We start from the raw sequence: 20,177 nt of genomic DNA on the forward strand, positions 1-20,177 counted from the left end.
TCCCCGGCGGCTTGTTTTTAGGGGAGAATGCTTATCGCAATGGAGATGATCGGGCGTTACAGGATCACCGGACGTATCGGGTCCGGGTCTTTCGCCACCGTCTACCGCGGCCAGGACGACACGCTCGACGTGCCGGTGGCCGTCAAGGTGCTCGCCGATAACTGGGCCACCAACGACGATGTGCGCGCCCGTTTCCTGGCGGAGGCGCGCCTCCTGCGTCGGATCTCGGATGAACGCATCGTGCGGGTCTACGACATCGGCACCACGGACCGGGGTCAGCCCTACTTCGTGATGGACCTCGCCAACGGCGGGTCTCTGGAGCAGTTACGCAAGCGCATGGTGGCTCCCGGCCTGGCGCTACGGCTCTGCGCGGAGGCCGCCCGCGCGCTCGAGGTGCTGCACCGCAACCAACTGGTGCACCGCGACATCACGCCCGGCAACATCCTGCTCACGAACTCGTCTGGCGGCGTGCGGGTGATGCTCGCAGATCTCGGCGTGGCGAAGTCGCTGCTGGACGAGTACCGCGACACCATGACCGCCGGCACGCCGGCCTACATGGCGCTGGAACAGGCCAACTCGTCGCAGCTGGACCAGCGCTCGGACATCTACTCGCTGGCCTGCGTCACCTACGCCCTGCTGACCGGACGCCCGCCCTTCCCGGTCAAGACGCTCGCGGAGTTGCTCAGCCGCAACCACACCATCGGCCCGGCCGCCATCGCGGACCAGATCGGCGCCCCGGAGCTGCTGGACCAGCTGATGGCCTCAGCCCTCTCACCGGATCCCAACCGGCGCCCCCAGACCGCCGCTCAGTTCGCCGAGGTGCTGGACCGCCTGGCGGACAAGCTCCCCGGGGGTGACTCGTACCAGCCGCGGCCCATCACCTCGACGACGGCGGTGATGGGGCAGATGCCCTCCGCGCCGCAGCCCATGGGCGCCCTGATCAGCGGCGGCAGGCAGAACGGTGGCAGTCTCCCTTCGCGCAGCGAGACCCCGGCCTCCATGCTGGACAACTACATCGGCCGCGGTCGCTACGCCCCGAAGAAGTCGGTCGAGACACACTCGCCGTGGTTCTACGTGTGGGTCACCAGTTCCGCCATCCTGCTGCTCGGCCTGACGATCTGGCTGACCATCTACGTGCTCACGCGCTGAGCGCGCACCTCGTTCTCGATCCAACCGATACGCCGGCTGAGCAGAATGGCCGCCACCGCGATGAGCAGCACCGCACCCAGCGACACCGTGTAGCTGAGCTTCTTCGGCTCGACGAACAGCAGCGCGGTGTAGATGCCGCCGGCGACAGCGGTCACCACCGAGTTACCGACCGATTCGGCCAGTTGGAGCGACGACTGGTGCCGCCCCTGCTCGAACTGAGACGACAACCCCATCACCGCCACGGAACTGCTGGGCATCGTGAGCCCCATGCCCAGCCCGGCCACGACCCAGCCTGCCAGCGCGGCCACCAGCGGCATCCCGGGGAACCAGGCGAAAGCGACCAGCGTCGCGATCCCGAACGTCGAGAGTGCCGCCCCCAGCGTGATGAAGGCGTCTCGGCTGAGGGGCACCCAGCGCTGCGCCTGCAACCACGACGCGAGGGTCCACCCGAGGCTGCCGACGGTGAGCGCGAGGCCCACCTGGAACGGCGTGTAGCCGCGCAGGTGCTGGAGCGTGACCAGCACGATGGTCTCGGCCGCGAAGAAGGCGCCCGCCTGGGTGGCGCGGGCCAGGACGAGGCTCGGGATGCCGGGCCCGAAGCCCAGAGCCTTGGGCGCGATGATGCGCTTGAGCCCCCAAGCCAGCGCGGCGACGCCCGCGGTGGCAGAGACCCAACGCCAGAGCCCCAGCGGCTGGCCGGCGAGCAGGATGAACGACGGCGCCAGCGTCACCGCGATGGTGGCCGCGACGGGGACGGGCGGCACGTCGCCGTCGCCGTGGAACTCCGCCTGGACCCGCCGCAGCCCGGGCAACGTGATGGCGAACGCGATGACCATCAGCGGCACCATCACGGCGAAGACCAGCCGCCAGCTGGTCAGCGTCAACCAGGCGGCGATGGGCGGGCCGACGAAGGCCGGGAGCAGCCAGCAGAACGACACCAGCGCCATGGCCTTGGGGCGGTCCTCGGGCCGGAACCCGTGCGCGACGATCACCATCAGCGTGAGGTTGAGCGCGCCGGCCCCCAGGCCTTGAACCACGCGGCCGGCGAGCAGCACCCACACCGACGGAGCGAGCCAGCCCATCACCAGCCCGATGCCGAACAGCGCGAAGCCCACATAGATGGGCAGCGACGGGCCGCGTCGATCCGTGACCCGGCCGGCCACGATGACGGCCAACAGCATGCCCGACACGAAGGTGGTGAAGGCCCAGGGGTACAGGACGGCGGCCCCGAGGTCCTCCATGACGGTCGGCAACGCCGTCGCGATGCCGATGGCCTGGAAGGCGACCGCGAAGACACTCAGCATGATGCCCGCGATGAGCGCCCAACGTCCCTGGGTCATGAAACCTCCTTGGCCGCGCCCCATTGTGCCGCACGTGTCCCTGCGCGGCGACGTAGAATCTGTCGCATGAGTGAACTGGCCCCCGGATCCCAGACTGTTGTTGACGAGCGCACGGAGCTGTTCGAGGACGGCGACCAAGACCGCTTCTCGCACTACGTGCCCAAGGACAAGCTGATGAAGGCCATGGTCACCGGCACGCCGGTCGTGGCGTTGTGCGGCAAGGTCTGGGTGCCCACCAAGAACCCCGACAAGTTCCCCGTGTGCCCTGAGTGCAAGGAGATCTGGCAGACGCTGAGGCCGGGCGAGTAACGCCCCCAACTGTTGGGCAAAGGAATCGCCGGCGAGCAGGTGCTCGCCGGCGACTCGTTTCGGTAGCGGGTTGGCTCAGTAGCGGTAGTACTCGGACTTGTACGGGCCGGCGACGTCGACACCCAGGTACGCGGCCTGCGTGGCGGACAGTTCCGTCAGCTTCACGCCCAGCGCGCCCAGGTGGAGGCGCGCCACCTCCTCATCCAGGTGCTTCGGGAGCACGTACACGCCCACCGGGTAGTCGGCCGGCTTGGTGAACAGCTCGATCTGCGCGAGCACCTGGTTGGTGAACGAGTTGCTCATCACGAACGACGGGTGGCCGGTCGCGTTGCCCAGGTTCAGCAGGCGCCCCTCAGACAGGACCAGGACGGAGTGGCCGTCGTCGAAGCGCCACTCGTGGACCTGCGGCTTGATCTCGACCCGCTGCACATCCGTGCGCGCCTCGAGGCCGGCCATGTCGATCTCGTTGTCGAAGTGGCCGATGTTGCCGACGATGGCCTGGTGCTTCATGCGGGCCATCTGCTCGTGCGAGATGACGTTGAGGCAGCCGGTGGCGGTGACGAAGATGTCTGCGGTGTCCACCACGTCGTCGAGCGTGGTGACCTGGTAGCCGTCCATCGCGGCCTGCAGCGCGCAGATGGGGTCCACCTCAGTCACCACGACCCGGGCGCCCTGGCCGCGCAGCGACTCCGCACAGCCCTTGCCGACGTCGCCGTAGCCGCACACGACGGCGACCTTGCCGCCGATCAGCACGTCGGTGGCGCGGTTGATGCCGTCGATGAGCGAATGACGGCAGCCGTACCTGTTGTCGAACTTGGACTTGGTGACCGAGTCGTTGACGTTGATGGCAGGGAACAGCAGCGTGCCGTTCTTCGCCATCTCGTAAAGGCGGTGCACGCCGGTGGTGGTCTCCTCGGTCACGCCCTGAATGGACGCGGCGAGGGCCTCCCAGTCGACCTGGCCGAACGCGTCGCGAAGGGTCTGCTTGACCACGCGGAACTCGTGGGAGTCGTCGTAGGCGTCAGCCGGGGCCTCGCCCGCGCGCTGGGCGCCGACGCCCTGGTGGACGAGCAGCGTGGCGTCGCCGCCGTCGTCGAGGATCATGTTGGGGTGCCGGCCGTCAGGCCATTCGAGGATCTGGCGGGTGCACCACCAGTACTCCTCCAGGGTCTCGCCCTTCCACGCGAACACCGGGACACCCTGGGGGTTGTCCGGCGTGCCGCCGGGGCCGACGGCGATGGCCGCGGCCGCGTGGTCCTGCGTCGAGAAGATGTTGCACGAGGCCCAGCGCACGTCGGCGCCCAGCGCCACGAGGGTCTCGATCAGCACCGCTGTCTGGATGGTCATGTGCAGCGACCCGGCGATCCGGGCGCCCTTCAGCGGCTTGGAGTCACCGAACCGTTCGCGCATGGCCATGAGGCCGGGCATCTCATGCTCGGCGAGGGTGATCTCCTTGCGGCCGAAGTCGGCCAGGGACAGGTCAGCTACACGAAAATCCACGGGCCCAACTCTACATGGCGGCCACGTGGGCCAACGCGAGGTCGTATCCGCCCACGCCGCAGCCGATGATGATGCCGGCCGCCTTCGCCGACAGCACGCTGTGTGCCCGGAAATCCTCGCGGGCGTGCACGTTGGAGATGTGCACCTCCACGTACGTGGTCAGCGCCGCAGCATCCGCGATGGCATACGAGTAGTGCGTCCAGGCCCCCGCGTTGAGGACGACGGTGAGGTCACCGTCGGCGGCCTCGTGGAGCCACTCGATCATCTGGCCCTCATGCTCCGTCTGCCGGACGTCGACCTCGAGGCCCATGCCTTCACCGGTCTCGACGAGGTGATCGGCGAGGCCGGCGTAGGTCATGCCGCCGTAGATCTCCGGCTGACGGGTACCGAGCCGGCCGAGGTTGGGGCCGTTGAGGACGAGAACCTTGCGCATGCGCCGAGGATATCGGTCACTCGGTGGCGGTCAGGCCGATCTCCAGGTAAGCAGCACCGTAGAGGCCCTTCTGCAGCAACGTGATGTAGCGCTCGACGTCCGTGGCGCCGAGGTCCGCGTCGCCCGACGAGACCCGAGCGACCCGCAGGCCGCGCGATTCGGCCACGTCCGCCAGGTCCATCGCCACGCCGGACACCCGGTCCGGCAGTTTGTCGTCGTCGAGTAGCACCAGCACCGGCTGGGTCTCGTAGTCGCCGTCGAAGGGGTCTGCGAACGGGTCACGGATGGGGGCGGAGGTCAGCAGGGTGCGGATCTCCGACGCATCGGCGGCGAGGGCGGGGCGACCACAGGCGCGGCGGACCGCTTCAGCGATGCGCCGCGACGCACGCGCGGCCAGAGTGGTGCCACCCCAGATCAGCGGCAGCCTGTCCGCGAGCGCGAGCGCGAGCTCCTTGCCGGGGTTCTCCGACAGGTCACTTCCGGGCGCGCACGCCTCGGCCACGAGGTCTGCCGCGTCTGCCACGTGTTCGGGGTACACCAGCGGCCCGAGCCCGAGCGCGCCCAGCTGGGCCAGCACGGACACGGCGGCCGCGACGGGGTCGTTCTCCTCCAGCGCGATCAGCGTGGTGGAGTTGGAACGCGTCACCTCCGTCAGTTCGCAATCCTCCGGGGCGGCGACGATCAGCGTGGCGCCACGACGGTTGGCCTCCGCGGCGCACTGCACCACCCATCCGGGAGTGTCCGTGGTGCCGAGGATGACCGCGAGGTCCAGAGGACCCACCCAGGCGGGCAGCCCGGGGCCCGGCCAGGCCATGAACGGCACCGGGCAGGCGGGCTCGAGCACGGCGCGCACCAGCCTGGACTCGGCGCCCATCGCCAGCACACCCCGCGGGCGGTCCGCCCGCTCGAGGTGCCCGTGCGGCTCGGTCAGCGCGGCGCGCCGGATGCGGGCACCCGCCAGCGCCAGGGCGCGAAGGCCCTCGTGCTCCTCGAGATCAGCAGCCTCGAGGCGCGAATCGTCGAACTGGGGGCCGTTCACTGCGTGCTACGGGCCTGGTCGATGAGCAGCACGGGGATCCCGTCGCGCACCGGGTACGCCAGCGCACAGGCGCTGTTGGTGCACACGAGTTCCTGCTGGTCGTAGTCGACGGCGAACTTGGCGTGGCACGCGGGGCACGCGGCGATCGCCATGAATTCGGGCGACAGCTCGAGAGTTTCAGCCATGGTTCCTCCTCAGTGGTGAAGTCAGCTTAGTCGGGCTGCCCGGCCCGGACGAGGGCGAGCACCTCGTCGCGCAGGGCTTCCATCGTGGCCTGGTTGCAGGCCTCCACGTTGAGCCGCAGGAGCGGCTCGGTGTTGCTGGGGCGCAGGTTGATCCACCAACCCTCCGCGGGGTTGCGGACGCTCAGCCCGTCGAGCCGGTCCGCCTCTCCCCTGCCCTCGAACACGGCGGCGACCGCGTCCATGCAGGCCTCCGCGTCGTCGACGGTGGAGTTGAGTTCGCCGGAGCGGCGGTAGGAGTCGTAGACGGCGGCCAGTTGCGAGAGCGGCCGATCCGCGGAGCGGAGCAGTTCGATCACGTGCAGCGCTGCGAGCATGCCGGTGTCGGCCGACCAGAAGTCGCGGAAGTAGTAGTGCGCGGAGTGTTCCCCGCCGAAGACGGCGTCGGTCTCGGCCATCAGCGCCTTGACGTAGGTGTGGCCCACGCGCGACTGCCGGATGGTGCCGCCGGCCGCCTCCACGGCCTCGCCGACGCCCCAGGAGGTGATGGTGTTGGTCACGATGGTGGAACCCGGATGCTTCGCCAGTTCCGCCACCGCGATCATGGCGGTGATGACCGAGGGGTCCACCACCTCGCCCTGCTCGTCGATGATGAAGCAACGGTCGGCGTCGCCGTCGAAGACCAGGCCGAGGTCGGCGTCGTTGTCGACGACGGCGCGCTGCGCGTCGACGAGGTTCGCGGGCTCCAAGGGGTTGGCAGGATGGTTCGGGAACGAGCCGTCCAGGTCCAGGTAGAGGCCGACGATGTCGAGGGATCGCCCGGCTAGCGCGGTCAGCGCGGTATGACCGGCCATGCCGTTGCCCGCGTCGAGGACGACGCTGAGCTCGCGCTCCCCCGTGGCCGGGACCAGGTCGCCGAGCTTGTCCGCGTAGTCCTCCAGGCAGTCGAGTTCGCGGACCTCGCCCCGCACCTCGTCGCCGAGTTCGACGGTGGCGGCCAGGTCACGCAGCCGGTTCATGAAATCCGGCGGCACGGGCCTGGCGTCCGCGAGGCAGAACTTGATGCCGTTGTACTCGGACGGGTTGTGGCTGGCGGTGAACTGCACGCCCGGCAGGCTCAGATGGCCCGACGCGAACCACAGCTGGTCCGTCGAGCTGAGGCCGATGTCGACCACGGAGGCGCCGGCGCGGCGCGCCCCGTCGATGAAGGCCCAGGACAGTTCGCGGCCGAACACCCGCATGTCGCGGCCGAGCACGAATTCCTCCGGCTCGAGCAACTCGACGAAGGCGGCGCCCAGCGCCCTGGCCCCGTCAAGGTCCCACTGCGGTTTGTCGCCGACGACGATGCCGCGGATGTCGTTGGCCTTGAAGATGTCTCGCTCAAGCACCTGCTCAGGGTAGCGAACCTGGTCACTCACCCGTCGGGACGAGCCGCAGGTGGCCGCCACGGGCCGGATCGGGCGCAGCGGCGACGACGGGGACGACCACGCTCGTCAGCGGCGGCGCGACGTCGTCGTGCCGCAGGCCGATGGCCCGCACCGCATCCGCCAGCGCCATGAGGTCGTCGGACGTCTCCTGCGTGGGGGCGGGGACGGTGCCGTTGAGCGGCAGCCGGATCATCTCCCAGCCGTTCGGCGGGCTGGTGCGCTCCGCGTGGCGCTGGCACAGGTCGTAGATCCCCGGTTCCGGCGTCAGCGACAGGGGCCCCAGGACCGCCGTGGAGTCTGCATAGACGTACGTCATCGTCGCCACCGCCGGGGCGGCACACGCGGTACGGGAACAGGAACGCACCCGAGCAAGGTATCTCACCCGCTACTAGAGTGGCGACATGCCACGCAGAAGAGACCGACATGACCGCGGAATGCGGGGCCCGTTGGCCACGCCCAACCCGCTGTCGGGCAAGCCGGTGCCCCTCGGCCGGCCCACGCGCGTGGACTACTTCAACGAATGCGTCACCAACGCGATGGTCGACATCGCCGGTGCCTGCCCGGATGCGCTGAACGGGATCATCGTCGGGGTCGAGGAGGTTCCCCACCTGCGTGGCGGTTGGACGGGAGACCGCGTGCCGCTGTCCGCGGCGGTGGAACCGAGCAGGGGCCGGAAGGCCCAGATCGTGATCTTCGAGCGTCCGCTCGAGCACCGCGCCTCGTCGCGCGCGGAATTGCGCCGCCTGGTGCACCGCACCATCGTCGAGCAGTTGAGCACGCTCACCGGCCGGAGCATCGAAGACCTGGGGGGCGACGAGAACTGGGACGACTGGGACTGACGCCCGCCGGACGGCGGGTCACCTCAGGTGGGCGTCCAGCTCCGCCCTGCCGGTCGAGCGTGGCTCATCGGCCACACCGCCCAGCGGCACGATGATGGTGCCCGTTGCCTCCGACGTGGCGGCCGAAGCGATCACAGGGTCGTCCGCCGTCACGGTGATGAGCTGCTGGGCCGCCAGGGGGAGGACCTGCACGACGGTGGTCCCGGGCGACACCGTCAGCGTGAACCCTTCCCCGGCAGACACCTTCACCTCGACCGGGTCGGTCCCCGGGTTCGTGATCTGGAGGGCGCCACCCATCGTGGTGGCCGCCAGCTCCGGTGCGGCCTCCACGTCGACCAGGGTGGCGGGGCTCCCCGTCGGGCCGCTCACCACCACCCCTGCGGCCACCTCCTGGGTGGATTCGACGCGGATGGCGCTCGCCTCGCCGCCGAGCGATTCCGCGATGGGAACCACGACGCTCGACATGGGCTCGACGCTCAGGTCTGCGGTGGCGGCGAGTTCGTAGGACGACGTGGCGCCCAGCGCGGTCACGGTGATGTCGGCGCGTTCCTCGCGCGGGTTGCTGATCACCAGTTGCACGTCTGACGCGCCGGGGGGCACGCCCCCGATGAGGTGCTCCAGGGCGGGGCGCGTGGGCGCCACGTATCGGGCGGCGCGTCCCTCGACGTTGACCGCAGCCATGGCCACGCGCCCCTCGCTGGCCCGGAATGACACGCCCACCGGCCCCTCCGGGGACAGCACGGACAGCGCGATCCTGCGGGACACACCCGGGGCCACCGCGATGCCGCGGGCACCGATGGCGGCCACCTCACCGTCCGGGCCGAGCAGGGTGAGGTCCACGATGGCCTCGTTCGCGTCGCTGTTGGTGATCAGCAGTTCGGCGTCGCCCGGCTCCGTGACCACGATGGTGCCGGACGTCGCCGCGGGCGCACAGGGCGCGAACGTGCGGGCCGGCCCGGCCGCGTAGATGCCCGCGACCGCCAGGGCATCGGCGCCGATCACGAACGGCCCGTCCACCCCGGCGAACAGGCCCGAGCCGGTGCGGGAGAAGACCTGGTCGCCGGACTCCGTGGCCGTGGCGGTCATCGTCCCGGCCGAATAGGCCAGCGCGTCGCCCGACTGCAGGCAGGTCATCCGCGTGGTGCGGGGCAGGTCCACCGTCGCGGAGGCCGGCACCCGGGCCGGGGTCAGGAGCGACAGTCCCACAGCGAGGCCACCGATGACCAGGAACGCCACGAGGGTCACGAGTATCCGTCTGATCATTCCTGTCCCCTCCGGGCCGCCGTGGCGGCCCCCAGGGTGGGCGCCGCGAGCAGCGCGAGGCCCAGCATCACCAGGAGGTGCAGCACGAACCTGCCGTCGCGCGGCGCAGGCTCGACGACGAGTTCGCCCGCCTCGGCACCCGCGTCGAACGTGAGCATCTCGGTGTCCAGGGCCGCCCAGGAGAACCCGCTGGTGCGCTCAAGGTCGCGGCCGTTGAGCGTGGCCACCCAGTCTGACTCTGCCGGCTCTGCGACGACCAGGTAGCGCCCGTCGTCGCCCTCGGGAAGGTGCCCGTCGGTCACGGGTACGGGTTCCGGGTCCTCCGCTGCGTACGTCACGCGCGAGACCAGCCCGCTGACCGTCCAGACGACGGATCGGTCGTCCGCGGCGGCGCCCACCAGACCCTCCAGATTGTCCATGGCGGCCCGCTGGTCGTCGTCGAAGCCGCGCAGCCACACGTGGGACACGCCCATGAGGCGCAGTCGCTCAGCCAGGTCGTCCGGCACGGAACCGCTCGCGATGGCGTGCACCAGCGTGGTGAACTGGCCGGCGAAGGACCCCGCCGGATTGCGCTCCGCCGAACCCCAGCGGGGCTGGCGCGCATCCACGACGTTCCAGTCGACGGTGCCGTCCGGAGACAGCTCGACGGCCAGGGCCCTGGTGTCACGCGGGGAGAACATCACGTCGCGGACATAGCCCGGCAGCACGCTGGTGGTGGAACGGACCGGGCCGGCGAAGCCCACCCAGCCCCAGGCGCCGAAGGCCAGCAGGGCGGCCAGGACCAGCGCCAGCAGCGCCGCGCGCCGTTTCCGGCCCGCGTCCCGTTCGGCGAACACGACGGGTGCCAGCAGCGCCGCCACCACGAGCAGCGCCCACGGCGACAGCAGCGCGCGGGCCGTGCCGCCGTCGACCTCGAGCGTGAGCCGAGACAGGAGCGTGCCCAGCACCAGGGGCGCCGCGATGCCCACCAGCGTCCAGAGCCACTGGCGGTACCTGAGCCCGGCGACGGCGAACAGCGCCACGACGCCCAGCACAGCGAAGAACGCCACGTTGGCCCAGACGGGTAGGCCCGAGGGGAGGATGCGACCCACGACCAACGCGTACGAGGCGGGCGGGAAGTCCGGCCAGGCGAGCGGGTCCACCCCCGTCAGCAGGCGCCCCGGGTAGCGCGCGAGGGTGGGCAGCCAGGGCGCGAAGAAGATCCAGGCGGGAAGCACCCCCACCACCACGTCGACGACGCGGTGCCGGTGCCGCGCGCCCCAGGCGACGCCCGCGATGGTCACGAAGAGGAGAGCGGCAGGCCACACCGAGGCCACCACGATGAGCCAGAAGCCGGCGCCGGCAGGCGCGCGGAGCCGTTCGGCACCGCTGGCCTCGCTCCGCACGACGGCGAGCACCGCCCGAGCCAGCAAGGGCCCGGCCACCGAGAGCACCATGCCGCTGACGTCGCCGGCCGTCACCAGCCCCAATAGGATGGTGGCGCCGGCCCAGACCGCGCTCACCGCGGCAGCGGGCCCCGCCGCGAGTCCCACCCGCCGCAGCAACGCGAGGGCGGCCAACCCGGCCAGCAGCGGTGTCAACAGCACGGCGAGGAAGGCGAACCAGCCGGGGCTGCCGAGCCCGCCCAGAGACGCGAAAGCGGCCAGGCCCAACCAGGGGGCCTCGCCCGTGAGGTAGGCCTGCCAGGCGGCGCCGAGGGACGACGGCGCCGGCAGCATGCCGCCGCCCGAGACAGGGCCTGCACCCAGCAGGGTGCGCCCGGCGATGAACGCGGCGATGAGCAGGACGACGACCAGGGCGGTCACCGGCGAGAAGACCCTGCGGCGGATCTGCCCGCCGGCGAAGTCATCGCCGGTGAGTTCGTCGATCGAGGTGTCCGCCGAGACGTCGGTGAGGTTGCGGTAGCGCTCGGAGAGTCCGTGGCCCACCTTGTCCGCCGCGTTGCGCACCGGCCACCAACGGTTGGGCAGCAAGTCTGAGGGCGTCATGTCCTCGGTGGGGAAACGGTCCTTCAGCGACCGGGTGAGGGACGAGCTGCGCTGGTACCTGCCCAGCGCGCGCATCTCCGCAGCGGCGAACGACGGCGACTTGCCCAGCAGGAAGCCCAACGCCCGGAACACCGAGGCTGCGGCCAGCCCGAAGCCCGAGGCCCCGCGGGCGCCCGCGATGCGTAGCGCCGCCAGCCTGTCGTCGAGGTGGGGGTGTTGTTTCGAGGGCCGCTCCCCCGTGTGCCCCACCCGCCGGTGGTGCAGCGAGGCCGCGGGCCACGTCAGCACGCGGAAACCAAGCGCGTTGGCGCGCCAGCCGAAGTCGACGCCGTCGCGGTGCCGCTCCACCTCCGGGGCGAGACCACCCACCTCGCGCCAAGTGCCGCCGCGGATCAGCAGGCCCGCGGTGGAGGCGCCCAGCACGTCGCGCGGCTCGGTCTGCCCCTGATCGACGTCGCCGGCCTCCACCATGGGGACCCGGAGCCCGCCCGGTGTGATGGCCTGGCCCACCTCGCAGAGGGTCTCGGGATAGTTGCGGCGCTTGGGCTGCAGGAGTTTGGGCACCACGACGTCGGCCTGGCGGGCGCCCTCCAACAGATGCGCCAGCGCGTCCCGGTGGGGTGCTGAGTCGTCGTGGAGGAGCCAGATCCATTCCGGCTCGGTGTCCGCGAGCGCCGCATGGACCGCGCCACCGAACGTGGTGGTGGCGTCGGCGCGGAGGAAGTCGTCAATGACGCCCTCGTCCAGGGCCCGCGCAACCAGTTCTGGAGTCTCGTCAGTTGAGCCGGTGTCGACGACGACGATCCGGCCGGGTCGGGTGCTCAGCATCGCGACGGACAGCAACTGCCGGGGCAGCCATTCAGCTGCGTTGTGGGTCACCATGACGGCGACCACAGAAGAAGGATCGACCTCGGGGACGTCAGCGACGGGGTCTTCGTGCTCGATCCACGACCAGAGGTCGTCGTCGATCACCCCGCGCTGCGGTTCCTCGGTCACGAGGCGCTCAGCCGGCAGCGCGCTTGAGCTTGCGGCGCTCCCGCTCAGAAAGCCCGCCCCAGATGCCGAAACGCTCGTCGTGTGCGAGGGCGTATTCAAGGCATTCGGTGCGCACTGTGCAACTCAGGCAGACCCGTTTCGCATCACGGGTCGACCCACCCTTCTCAGGGAAGAAGGCTTCCGGATCGGTTTGGGCACACAGCGCTTCAGCCTGCCATGCAAAAGTCCCCTCATCAGCGAAGAGCTCCCATGTCTCGTCCATGTACCCCTCCTTTCTTGCCTTGAATTACACACGAGTGATTTTGATCGGTCAAGCGGAAGGCGGATATCCGTCGAAACTATTCACGCATTGCGGTTGCTCACCCTGTAAGGCGGACGGATCAGGGTGCCGTTGGGATCCTCTTCGTCGGCGCGGGGCCAGGGAGTGGTCGACGTCGTCCATGTCCCGGGTGAGTGCTGCGACTGCTGTTCCGACGGCGTCTGGGGCGACCCGGCCGGTTCCCGCTTGGGGTTGATCACCGTCGAGTGGGCCTCTGGAGTGGGCGCCGCTGTAGGGGGCGGGAGTTGGGCTCGAGCCTGCCGATCCTGGGGCGACGACGACGCCGCCATGGCAGACACCCGGACCACCGTGGTCGCCCCCCAGACGACGACACCGAGGCTCACCGCGAGCGCCGTCACGGACAGCGGCCAGAGGAGGAAGCTGCGCCCCGACTCACCGACGGGGAGGAGGACCAGCCCGACGAGCAGCAGCGCGCTGACGTGAACCACCGCGGAAGCCACCAGGACGACCGCGAGGAGACGCCTCACGAACCGGGTGTCTCGCATGGTTCCTCCAGACGGCTGCGGACGGGTTAGGCGTATTCTGCCCCAACACGGGTTCGCACCAGCTCGACGAGTTCACGGATCCGCTCGGAATCTTCGAGGCCGGCCACCAACGTGGCAGTCTCCGTGGCCACCACGAGACAGTTCTTCAGGCCCAGCGCGGCCACCACATGGTCCGGCCCAGCGGCGTTGACCAGCACCGAGCCCGACGAATCCAGGGTCACCGTCCGGCCGTCGACGGCGTTGCCGTGCTCGTCGCGGGTGAACAACTCCGCGAGCGACAGGAAGCCACCCACGTCCTTCCAATGGATGTGCAGCCCGACGCTGACCACCTCGGCGTCGGTCTTGCCCACGGAGGCGGGCTCCATCACCGCGTAGTCCACGGAGATCTTCTGGAGGGTCGGGAACAGCTCATCCAGGCGATCGGGATGCGCCACGATCTCGCGCACGGTCCGGGCCGTGTCCGGCAGCAGCTGGTCCAGTTGGCTGAGCAAGGTGTTGGCCCGCCAGACGAACATGCCGGCGTTCCACCAGTACTCCCCCGAGTTCACGTATGCGACGGCGACGTCCCGGCTGGGCTTCTCCTTGAACTCCGCGACGCGGTGGACTCCGCTGAAGCCCTCGAGTTCGTCGGCGCGGTGCAGGTAGCCGTAGCCGGTGTGCGGCGAGGTGGGCACGACGCCGAGGGTGACCAGCGCGTTGGGGCGGGCCTCCGCCACGTCGAAGGCGAGCGACAAGGACCGTTGGAACTCGTCGACGGGTTCGATGATCTGGTCAGCCGTCACCATGGCGACCACCCCGTCGGGATCACGGTCCGCGACGACGGCTGCGGACCAGGCCACCGCGTTGAGGGAGTCGCGGCCCTCGGGCTCCCCCAGGATGTTGCCGGGCGCGAGTTCCGGAAGTTGGCGTGCCACGTCGTCGGCGTAGCTGCGGCCCGTGCAGACCAGGATGCGGTTCTTGTCGACGAGTCCGTCCAGTCGTTCGTAGGCCAGCCGGAGCAGGGACTTCCCGCCCACCATCTCCAGCAACTGCTTCGGCCTGCCCTTGCGCGAGAGCGGCCACAGGCGCGTGCCGGACCCACCGGCCATGATGACGACGTAACGCATGGAAAGACCCTAGCCGTCTAGGCTGCACCCATGCTCGTTTCCGCCCTCCAGAAGCGCGTCGCCCGGCAGGGCGCGCAGCCGCTGTTCACCTACTACGACGGAGCGGAAGGCTCGCGCATCGAACTGTCTGCGGTCACGTTCGCCAACTGGGTGGACAAGACCGCCAACCTCATCGCGGACCTCGGGCACGACGACGGCGAGCCCATCGATGTGGCGCTGGCCTCGTCGCATCCCGGCCACTGGGTGACGATGGTGTGGATCGCGGCCGCCTGGCAGCGGGGCTGCCCCGTCAACAGCGACGCGGCGGGCTCGGATTTCCTGGTGGTGGGGCCCGGCGATGACCGCCGCGCGGAGATCACGGTGGCCTGCTCGCTGCATCCGCTGGGCCTGGGGTTCACCACCCCGCCCGTGGACGCCGTCGACTACCGCGAGGTGTTCGGGCAGCCGGACCTCCACGACGTGGCGCTCGACGGCGAGGCCTTCTCCTGGGACGGCGCCGCCGCCCCGGAAGTGGGCGCGAGCGACGGGCGCGTGCTGCTGCGTGACCCGGCGCCCGGGTGGGAGACGGTGGCGCGTGCGTTGGTTGCGCCGGTGCTGGGCACCGGCTCAACCGTCGTGGCCGTCAACACCTCAGACGACGAAGCCGCCCGGATCGGTGCCGACGAGCGCGTCACTCACTGAATGTCTTCGGCGCCCTCTGCCGGGTCCTGATCGTGGACGCGGTTGTCAGGATGGGTCTCGCCTTCGTTCTTCGCGCCTTCGGATGCCTCCTGGGCGTGGACGCGATCATCGTCGTCGTGCTGATGATCCACGTTCGCCGGATCTGCCTGGTTCTGTGACATGGCTGCCTCCTGGTTGTCGACCACCGCGAGCGCGGCGCCTCCACCCAGTGTGGCAAGCATCTGGCGCACATTGGACAGTTGCGCCGTAATCGAATCGCGACGCTGGGTCAGCGCCGACAGTTCCCGGTCCGAGTCGCGGCGGATCCGGTCTGCCTGCGTGCGGGCCTCCCCGATCAGCTCGTCGGCCTCGGCCTGCGCCTTGGCGCGGATGGACTCGGCCTGCGTGTTGGCGTCGGCGATCACTCGCAGCGCGTCGTTCTCGGCGCCGCGCAGGTTCTCCTCGGCGGCACTGAGCTGCTCCTCGCGCTGGCCCATGGCCAGGTTGAAGTCTGCGGTGGCGGCGTTGCGGCGTTCGGACAGCGTCCGCTCGAAGTCCGCGGCGGCCTGGGCAGCGCGGGCCTGCTGGGACTCGTAGACGGCCTCGGCCTCTTCGCGACGGGCCGCGGCCTCGCGGTCCGCGTTGTCGAGGATCTCGTCGGCCCGGCGCTGGGCGCCGGTGAGCTTCGCCTCGGCGTCGGCGTCTGCGGAGCTGCGCGTGTCGACGGCGTACCGGTCGGCCTCGGTCAGCGCGGCCTGGGCCCTCTTCTGCGCGTCCTCGACGAGCTGGTTGGCCTTCTCCTTCGCCGCCCGTTTCATCTCCTCGGCCTCTTCCTCGGCCAGGGTGAGGATGCGGCCCACGCGCTCGCCGAGATCGGTGAAGGCCGGGCGCGACACCATGGACGCGGCGCGGGACTGCTCCTCGGATCGGCTCTTGGCGGCGGCCAGTTCCTGGGCCAGTTGCTCGCGCTCCGCGGCGGCCTCCTTGAGGCGGATGGTGAACTCACCCAGCTCTGCGCGGGCGGAATCCAGCGCCTGCTGCAGCGTGGCGATCTCGGCGTCGACCTGGGCCGGCTCGTAGCCACGAAGCACGGTGCGGAAAGTGGAGCTCATGAGTGTTCCTCGTCTTGAGTGGTGGTACCTGGCACTGACAGCGCTTCGATCACGCCGGAGAGCGAATTGAGTTGCAGGGTGATGTCGTCGCGGCGCTTCGTCAGCCCCGCGACTTCCTGCCGGGCAGCGGCCAGCATCTCGCGGGCCTGCGTGCGGATGGTCTCGGCCTCGACCCGCGCGTCGGACAGGAGGCGGACGGCCTCCTCGCGGGTGGCGCGGGTGCGTTCGTAGGACGCCTTCTGGGTGCGCTCGAGCTCTGCCGTGAGCTGCTCGCGGAGCATCTCGGAGCTGGCTTCAGCCTCCGTCATGCGCTGGTCTGCCCGCTGCACGATCGCTTCCGCTTCGCGCTTCGCCCGTTCCACGGTGTCGGCAGCCTGCTGGTCCGCCTCCGCCCGGGTGCGCTGGGCGTGCTGTGCGGCGGCGGCGAGTTCGGCGTCGGCCCTGCCGCGGGTGTCGTGCGCCTCCACGTCTGCCGCGCGCAGCCGCTGGCGGGCTGCGTTCACGGAACGCTGGGTGGTGGCCGACAGCTTGGCTCTCAGCTCCGCCGTGCGGCGGGCCTGGTCGAGGTGCGCCTGCTGCTTGCGGCGCGCCACGTCCACGCGCGCGCCGTCGAGCAGCGCCGCGACGGTGGTCTGGGCCCACTCCATCTGGCTGGAGGCCGCCGCGAGTTGCGCGTCGGCCTGCCGCTGCGCCTCGGACGTCAGCCGGGCCACCTGGCCCGCCGTCTCCTCGCGCAGCTGCGTCATCTCCCGCTCCACGGCTTCGCGCTCGGCGGCGAGCCGCGCTGCGGCCTCGTCCTCCAGCCGCTGCATCTCTTCCCGGCGGGCGGCGAGTTCCTGGTCCGCTTCGGCCTGTTCCCTGGCGATGCGCTCGTCGTGCGCTGCGCGCTGGGCTGTGAGTTCGTCGTCGACGAGGGCGCGGGCGGCGTGCCCCTCCACCTCGACCTTCTCGCGCCAGGCCGACACCTCCGCCCTGATGCGTGCGGCCTCCGCGGTTGCGTCCTCGAGCTGGCGCGCAGCCCGGCTCTGGGCTTCGGCGACGATGCGCTCCGCATCGGCACGCGCTTCAGCGACGACCTCGTCGGCACCTTCCTGGGCACGTCCGCTGATGGCGCCGGCCTGCGCGACGGCGTCTGACAGCGTGCGCTGGGCGTCCGCCTTCGCCTCCTCCAGCCGACGGCGGGCGAAGGTGACCTCGCCCGCCAGTTCATCGCGCTGCTGGGTGAGTTCGACGGTTTCGGTGCGGATGCGGTCTGCCTCTGACTGGGCCTCTTCGCGCAGCCTGTCTGCCAGTCGTTGGGCTTGCAGGAGTACTTCGGTGGCAGCCCGGGAATCAGTCCCGCGCGATGCGGGCTCCGGGGTCTGCCAACTCATGGGATCCATCTTGGCACGTTCCTGCGGGGCACTCATCCCAGGGTGTCAGCGCGATCCGGCAGACCACGGACGAAGCCCGCGCCCCACGCCACGTGCATGATCGCGAGCACGAGCGGCAGGCGGGTGCGGGCCCGCGCCGTGGTCTCCATCGTTGCGGTGGCCACCGTCAGGAACGACATGTAGACCAGCGGCGCCACGAGGAGCGCGGTGAGCAGCCGGTTGCGCAGCACGAGGCCGAGCAGACCCCCGAGGAGACCGCCGCCCATGCCCAGCACCGCGAACGGCGGGGCGAGATAGCGCAGCGAGGCGGTCTCCGGATGGCGGCGGATCACTTCGCGGCGCCACTGGCCGGTGGTGAAGAACTGCTTGGCGAGCGCCTCGTAGCTGTTGCGGGGACGGTAGACGACGCGCAGGTCCGGGGAGAAGTAGACGAGGTGGCCGGCGGTGCGGAGCCGGTAGTTCAGTTCCCAGTCCTGGGCGCGGTGGAGCGTCTCGTCGAATCCGCCGATCTCCTCCAGCACCTCGCGGCGGAACACGCCGAGGAACACGGTGTCGGCCGGCCCGGGCGGGGTGTCGGCGAGGTGGAACCCACCGCCCCCGAGGCCCAGGCGGGAGTTGTACGCGGCGGCGATGGCCTCCGAGAGGGCCGAGGTGCCCTGCGCGTCCATCCGGCCGCCCACGTTGGCGGCGCCCGTCTCCTCGAGGAGGCGCACCGCGGTGGCGATGTAGCCGGGGCTCAGCTCACCGTGCCCGTCGACACGCACGATGACGGGGTGCCGTGCCGCGTGGATGGCGATGTTGAGCCCGACGGGGGTGTACCCCTCCGGGTTGTCGAGAACCCGGATGCGCGGGTCAGCGGCCGCCAGCTGGTCGGCGATCTCCCTGGTGCGGTCTGTGCTGGGAGCCACTGCGAGCAGGATCTCCAGGTCGCCCGGATAACCCTGGCTGAGGACCCGCTCGACGGCCGCCGTGAGGTGTGGTTCCTCGTTGCGGATCGGCATCACCACGCTGACGCTCTGCTGCACGCTGCGGACTCCCTTCTCCGGCGCCCACTTTAGTGGGCGTGGCTCACGGAACCGAGCAGACCAGCTCAAGGTCGCCAGCGTCACTGACCGATTCGTCGGCCTCCACCTCGGCGCCGGCGGCCTCGACAGGGGCGGGATCCGCGCTGTCGGTGGTGGGTTCGCCGCCCTCGGCGGCTGGGGCCTCGGAGGACGCCACAGGAGACGCCGCAACGGGGGCGGCCTGCGTGGTGGCGGCATCCGGGGAGGCCGCCGGGGCCGGCGACCCCGTCACCTCGTCGAGCGCTTCGGACGCGTCGATCCTGTCGCGGACCGTACTGCGGATCAGGTCGAAATCCGGGTCCCCCGTGACGATCAGCGGGGGCGTGAAGTTGACGGAGACGATGCTGAGTTCCTTGGCCTGCAGGGCCAACTCGGCCAGGCGGGTGATCTCGCCCGTGCCGACGTCGGTGCGCAGCACGTCGCCGCCCGCCTTGGACAGTTCGACGAACTTCGTGGCCACCGTCATGGGGTCCAGCTGGTTGGCCATCGCCGACATCACGCACTTCTGGCGCACCATGCGCTCATAGTCGCTGCTCTCCGCCCGGGAGCGGGCGAACCAGAGCGCCTGGTAGCCGTCGAGCCGGACGTCGTCGCCGGGCTCGATGTAGCCGTGGATGTTGCTTCCGCCGCCGCCCATCGGGATGGGCTTGGTGATGTTGAGCCGGATGCCGCCCATGGCGTTGATGAGGTTCTGGAAACCGGCCATGTCGATCATCGCGAAGTAGTTGAGTTCGAGGCCGAGGGTCTCGCTGATGGCCTCCTTCATCGCCTGGAGGCCCGGGTCCGCCTCGCCGGGGTAGAGATCGGCATGCTGCTCGCCCAGGGTGTAGACCCCGTTGAGCAGGCAGGCGTTGTCGGGGCAGACGTACCCCTCGGCGTAGAGGGCCCGCAGCGGGGAGGAGTCCGGGAAGCGCACCTTCTGCAGGTTGCGCGGCAGCCCGAACAGTACGGTGCGCCCGGTCTCCGCGTCCACGGAGGCCACGTTGATCGAATCCGGGCGCAGGCCGTCGCGGCCTTCAGCCGCGTCGACCCCGAGCAACAGCACGTTGTAGCGGCCGGCCTTCTCGTCGGTGTCGCCGCCGCCCTGCAGCACGACGCCGACGTTCCCGGCGGCCTGGAAACCGCTGGCGGCGACGGTGGTGATGCCGCCGACCCCCAGCGCGAGCGCCAGGGTGGTGACGGTGAGGGTGAGCCGGGTGCCCTGCCCGAGGCGCAGGGGCGCGGCCAGCCGCCAGGCGTCCACCAGGAGCAGCCCCCAGCCGGCGAAGAGGGCCCAGAGGACCACGCGCACGACGGTGGTCGCGGCGGGGTTGAGCAGCAGCCCGACGGTGGGGCCACGGAACAGGAGCAGGCCCAGCACCATCAGCACCAGCAGGGCCAGGGCGGCGCCGTAGACGCGGCCGGCCACGCGGCCCACCGCGCGGTTGCCGGCGAACCACTGCACCGAGCCCGGGAACAGTGCGGACATCAGGACGAAGCCGAAGGCGCGGCGGGCCTGCACGCTCTTGGCGGCTGCGGTCTTGGTGGACGGCACTGGTGATCTCCTCGGGGAAGGCTGATTTCCATCCTCAC

The 20,177-nt window shown here is 70.4% G+C and carries 20 protein-coding genes; 4 read left to right on the forward strand and 16 right to left on the reverse strand.

Translation table 11 applies throughout. The features are described from left to right. Positions 1–39: 39 nt before the first annotated feature. The gene (locus H5393_RS05910; protein ID WP_182765889.1) at positions 40–1,149 is read left to right on the forward strand and encodes a serine/threonine-protein kinase; all 1,110 of its coding nucleotides are present in this window, start codon (positions 40–42) and stop codon (positions 1,147–1,149) included. Here H5393_RS05910 and H5393_RS05915 read toward each other — a convergent pair. After that, positions 1,131–2,489, reverse strand: a complete 1,359-nt coding sequence (locus H5393_RS05915; protein ID WP_182765890.1) for an MFS transporter — start codon at positions 2,487–2,489, stop codon at positions 1,131–1,133. The two genes, H5393_RS05910 and H5393_RS05915, sit on opposite strands and share 19 nt — an antisense overlap. Before the next feature lie 66 nt (positions 2,490–2,555). Here H5393_RS05915 and H5393_RS05920 point away from each other — a divergent pair, with 66 nt between their 5' ends. Beyond that, positions 2,556–2,798 (forward strand): DUF3039 domain-containing protein, encoded by a 243-nt coding sequence (locus tag H5393_RS05920; RefSeq protein WP_182764474.1) that lies wholly within the window; start codon positions 2,556–2,558, stop codon positions 2,796–2,798. A 75-nt stretch (positions 2,799–2,873) separates the two neighbouring features. On the opposite strand, the gene ahcY is transcribed toward H5393_RS05920, so the two are convergent. From ahcY to H5393_RS05950, 6 genes are read right to left on the reverse strand one after another with little or no spacing between them, the layout of a single operon-like run. Further along, positions 2,874–4,298: an adenosylhomocysteinase gene (gene ahcY / locus H5393_RS05925; RefSeq protein ID WP_182765891.1), complete on the reverse strand. Its 1,425-nt coding sequence runs from the start codon at positions 4,296–4,298 to the stop codon at positions 2,874–2,876. Positions 4,299–4,308: 10 nt separating this feature from the next. Further along, a complete protein-coding gene (locus H5393_RS05930; RefSeq protein ID WP_182765892.1) occupies positions 4,309–4,731 on the reverse strand; it encodes a type II 3-dehydroquinate dehydratase in 423 nt (140 codons plus the stop codon). A 16-nt stretch (positions 4,732–4,747) separates the two neighbouring features. Further along, positions 4,748–5,770: an SIS domain-containing protein gene (locus tag H5393_RS05935; protein WP_182765893.1), complete on the reverse strand. Its 1,023-nt coding sequence runs from the start codon at positions 5,768–5,770 to the stop codon at positions 4,748–4,750. Then, positions 5,767–5,955: a Trm112 family protein gene (locus H5393_RS05940; RefSeq protein ID WP_182765894.1), complete on the reverse strand. Its 189-nt coding sequence runs from the start codon at positions 5,953–5,955 to the stop codon at positions 5,767–5,769. Before H5393_RS05940 ends, H5393_RS05935 begins: the two co-directional genes overlap by 4 nt. 26 nt (positions 5,956–5,981) lie before the next feature. Further along, positions 5,982–7,340 (reverse strand): phosphomannomutase/phosphoglucomutase, encoded by a 1,359-nt coding sequence (gene manB / locus H5393_RS05945; protein WP_182765895.1) that lies wholly within the window; start codon positions 7,338–7,340, stop codon positions 5,982–5,984. Between the two features lie 22 nt (positions 7,341–7,362). Then, positions 7,363–7,743, reverse strand: a complete 381-nt coding sequence (locus tag H5393_RS05950) for a DUF3499 domain-containing protein (RefSeq protein ID WP_370585941.1) — start codon at positions 7,741–7,743, stop codon at positions 7,363–7,365. Between the two features lie 37 nt (positions 7,744–7,780). Between H5393_RS05950 and H5393_RS05955 the strand changes: the two genes are divergently transcribed. After that, on the forward strand, positions 7,781–8,218 hold the full coding sequence (locus H5393_RS05955) for a metallopeptidase family protein (protein ID WP_182764479.1): 438 nt from the start codon (positions 7,781–7,783) through the stop codon (positions 8,216–8,218). An 18-nt stretch (positions 8,219–8,236) separates the two neighbouring features. Here H5393_RS05955 and H5393_RS05960 read toward each other — a convergent pair whose 3' ends face one another. The 5 genes from H5393_RS05960 to H5393_RS05980 all read right to left on the reverse strand — a co-directional run bounded on the left by H5393_RS05960 (position 8,237) and on the right by H5393_RS05980 (position 14,396). Beyond that, positions 8,237–9,481 (reverse strand): DUF5719 family protein, encoded by a 1,245-nt coding sequence (locus tag H5393_RS05960; protein ID WP_182764480.1) that lies wholly within the window; start codon positions 9,479–9,481, stop codon positions 8,237–8,239. Further along, a complete protein-coding gene (locus tag H5393_RS05965) occupies positions 9,478–12,465 on the reverse strand; it encodes a glycosyltransferase (RefSeq protein WP_182765897.1) in 2,988 nt (995 codons plus the stop codon). Before H5393_RS05965 ends, H5393_RS05960 begins: the two co-directional genes overlap by 4 nt. 7 nt (positions 12,466–12,472) lie before the next feature. Next, the gene (locus H5393_RS05970) at positions 12,473–12,727 is read right to left on the reverse strand and encodes a WhiB family transcriptional regulator (protein ID WP_182764482.1); all 255 of its coding nucleotides are present in this window, start codon (positions 12,725–12,727) and stop codon (positions 12,473–12,475) included. A gap of 80 nt (positions 12,728–12,807) precedes the next feature. Then, positions 12,808–13,290, reverse strand: coding sequence for a hypothetical protein (locus H5393_RS05975; RefSeq protein WP_182764483.1), 483 nt, complete (start codon positions 13,288–13,290; stop codon positions 12,808–12,810). Between the two features lie 26 nt (positions 13,291–13,316). After that, positions 13,317–14,396 carry a mannose-1-phosphate guanylyltransferase gene (locus H5393_RS05980; RefSeq protein WP_182765898.1) on the reverse strand — a complete coding sequence of 360 codons (1,080 nt, stop codon included), beginning with the start codon at positions 14,394–14,396 and terminating at the stop codon, positions 13,317–13,319. A 30-nt stretch (positions 14,397–14,426) separates the two neighbouring features. Between H5393_RS05980 and H5393_RS05985 the strand changes: the two genes are divergently transcribed. Beyond that, positions 14,427–15,077, forward strand: coding sequence for a TIGR03089 family protein (locus H5393_RS05985; RefSeq protein ID WP_182765899.1), 651 nt, complete (start codon positions 14,427–14,429; stop codon positions 15,075–15,077). Here H5393_RS05985 and H5393_RS05990 read toward each other — a convergent pair. From H5393_RS05990 to H5393_RS06005, 4 genes are read right to left on the reverse strand one after another with little or no spacing between them, the layout of a single operon-like run. Then, on the reverse strand, positions 15,071–16,168 hold the full coding sequence (locus tag H5393_RS05990) for a hypothetical protein (RefSeq protein WP_182765900.1): 1,098 nt from the start codon (positions 16,166–16,168) through the stop codon (positions 15,071–15,073). The genes H5393_RS05985 and H5393_RS05990 overlap by 7 nt on opposite strands. Beyond that, entirely contained in the window at positions 16,165–17,541 is a 1,377-nt protein-coding gene (locus H5393_RS05995) for a hypothetical protein (protein ID WP_182765901.1), read from the reverse strand. The genes H5393_RS05990 and H5393_RS05995 overlap by 4 nt, the downstream gene beginning before the upstream one ends. 32 nt (positions 17,542–17,573) lie before the next feature. Then, a complete protein-coding gene (locus H5393_RS06000) occupies positions 17,574–18,566 on the reverse strand; it encodes a glycosyltransferase family 2 protein (protein ID WP_256437889.1) in 993 nt (330 codons plus the stop codon). Positions 18,567–18,609: 43 nt separating this feature from the next. Then, positions 18,610–20,139 carry an LCP family protein gene (locus H5393_RS06005; RefSeq protein ID WP_182764487.1) on the reverse strand — a complete coding sequence of 510 codons (1,530 nt, stop codon included), beginning with the start codon at positions 20,137–20,139 and terminating at the stop codon, positions 18,610–18,612. Positions 20,140–20,177 lie beyond the last annotated feature (38 nt).

The organism is Tessaracoccus sp. MC1756, from assembly GCF_014164735.1.
Taxonomy (GTDB): domain Bacteria; phylum Actinomycetota; class Actinomycetes; order Propionibacteriales; family Propionibacteriaceae; genus Arachnia.

What these genes read in the sequence shown, in the direction of transcription:
- H5393_RS05910 (WP_182765889.1), top strand. Translation starts at nt 40, where the DNA reads ATGGAGATGATCGGGCGTTACAGGATCACCGGACGTATCGGGTCCGGG.
- H5393_RS05915 (WP_182765890.1), bottom strand. Translation starts at nt 2,489, where the DNA reads ATGACCCAGGGACGTTGGGCGCTCATCGCGGGCATCATGCTGAGTGTC.
- H5393_RS05920 (WP_182764474.1), top strand. Translation starts at nt 2,556, where the DNA reads ATGAGTGAACTGGCCCCCGGATCCCAGACTGTTGTTGACGAGCGCACG.
- H5393_RS05930 (WP_182765892.1), bottom strand. Translation starts at nt 4,731, where the DNA reads ATGCGCAAGGTTCTCGTCCTCAACGGCCCCAACCTCGGCCGGCTCGGT.
- H5393_RS05940 (WP_182765894.1), bottom strand. Translation starts at nt 5,955, where the DNA reads ATGGCTGAAACTCTCGAGCTGTCGCCCGAATTCATGGCGATCGCCGCG.
- H5393_RS05955 (WP_182764479.1), top strand. Translation starts at nt 7,781, where the DNA reads ATGCCACGCAGAAGAGACCGACATGACCGCGGAATGCGGGGCCCGTTG.
- H5393_RS05960 (WP_182764480.1), bottom strand. Translation starts at nt 9,481, where the DNA reads ATGATCAGACGGATACTCGTGACCCTCGTGGCGTTCCTGGTCATCGGT.
- H5393_RS05970 (WP_182764482.1), bottom strand. Translation starts at nt 12,727, where the DNA reads ATGGACGAGACATGGGAGCTCTTCGCTGATGAGGGGACTTTTGCATGG.
- H5393_RS05975 (WP_182764483.1), bottom strand. Translation starts at nt 13,290, where the DNA reads ATGCGAGACACCCGGTTCGTGAGGCGTCTCCTCGCGGTCGTCCTGGTG.
- H5393_RS05980 (WP_182765898.1), bottom strand. Translation starts at nt 14,396, where the DNA reads ATGCGTTACGTCGTCATCATGGCCGGTGGGTCCGGCACGCGCCTGTGG.
- H5393_RS05985 (WP_182765899.1), top strand. Translation starts at nt 14,427, where the DNA reads ATGCTCGTTTCCGCCCTCCAGAAGCGCGTCGCCCGGCAGGGCGCGCAG.
- H5393_RS05990 (WP_182765900.1), bottom strand. Translation starts at nt 16,168, where the DNA reads ATGAGCTCCACTTTCCGCACCGTGCTTCGTGGCTACGAGCCGGCCCAG.
- H5393_RS05995 (WP_182765901.1), bottom strand. Translation starts at nt 17,541, where the DNA reads ATGAGTTGGCAGACCCCGGAGCCCGCATCGCGCGGGACTGATTCCCGG.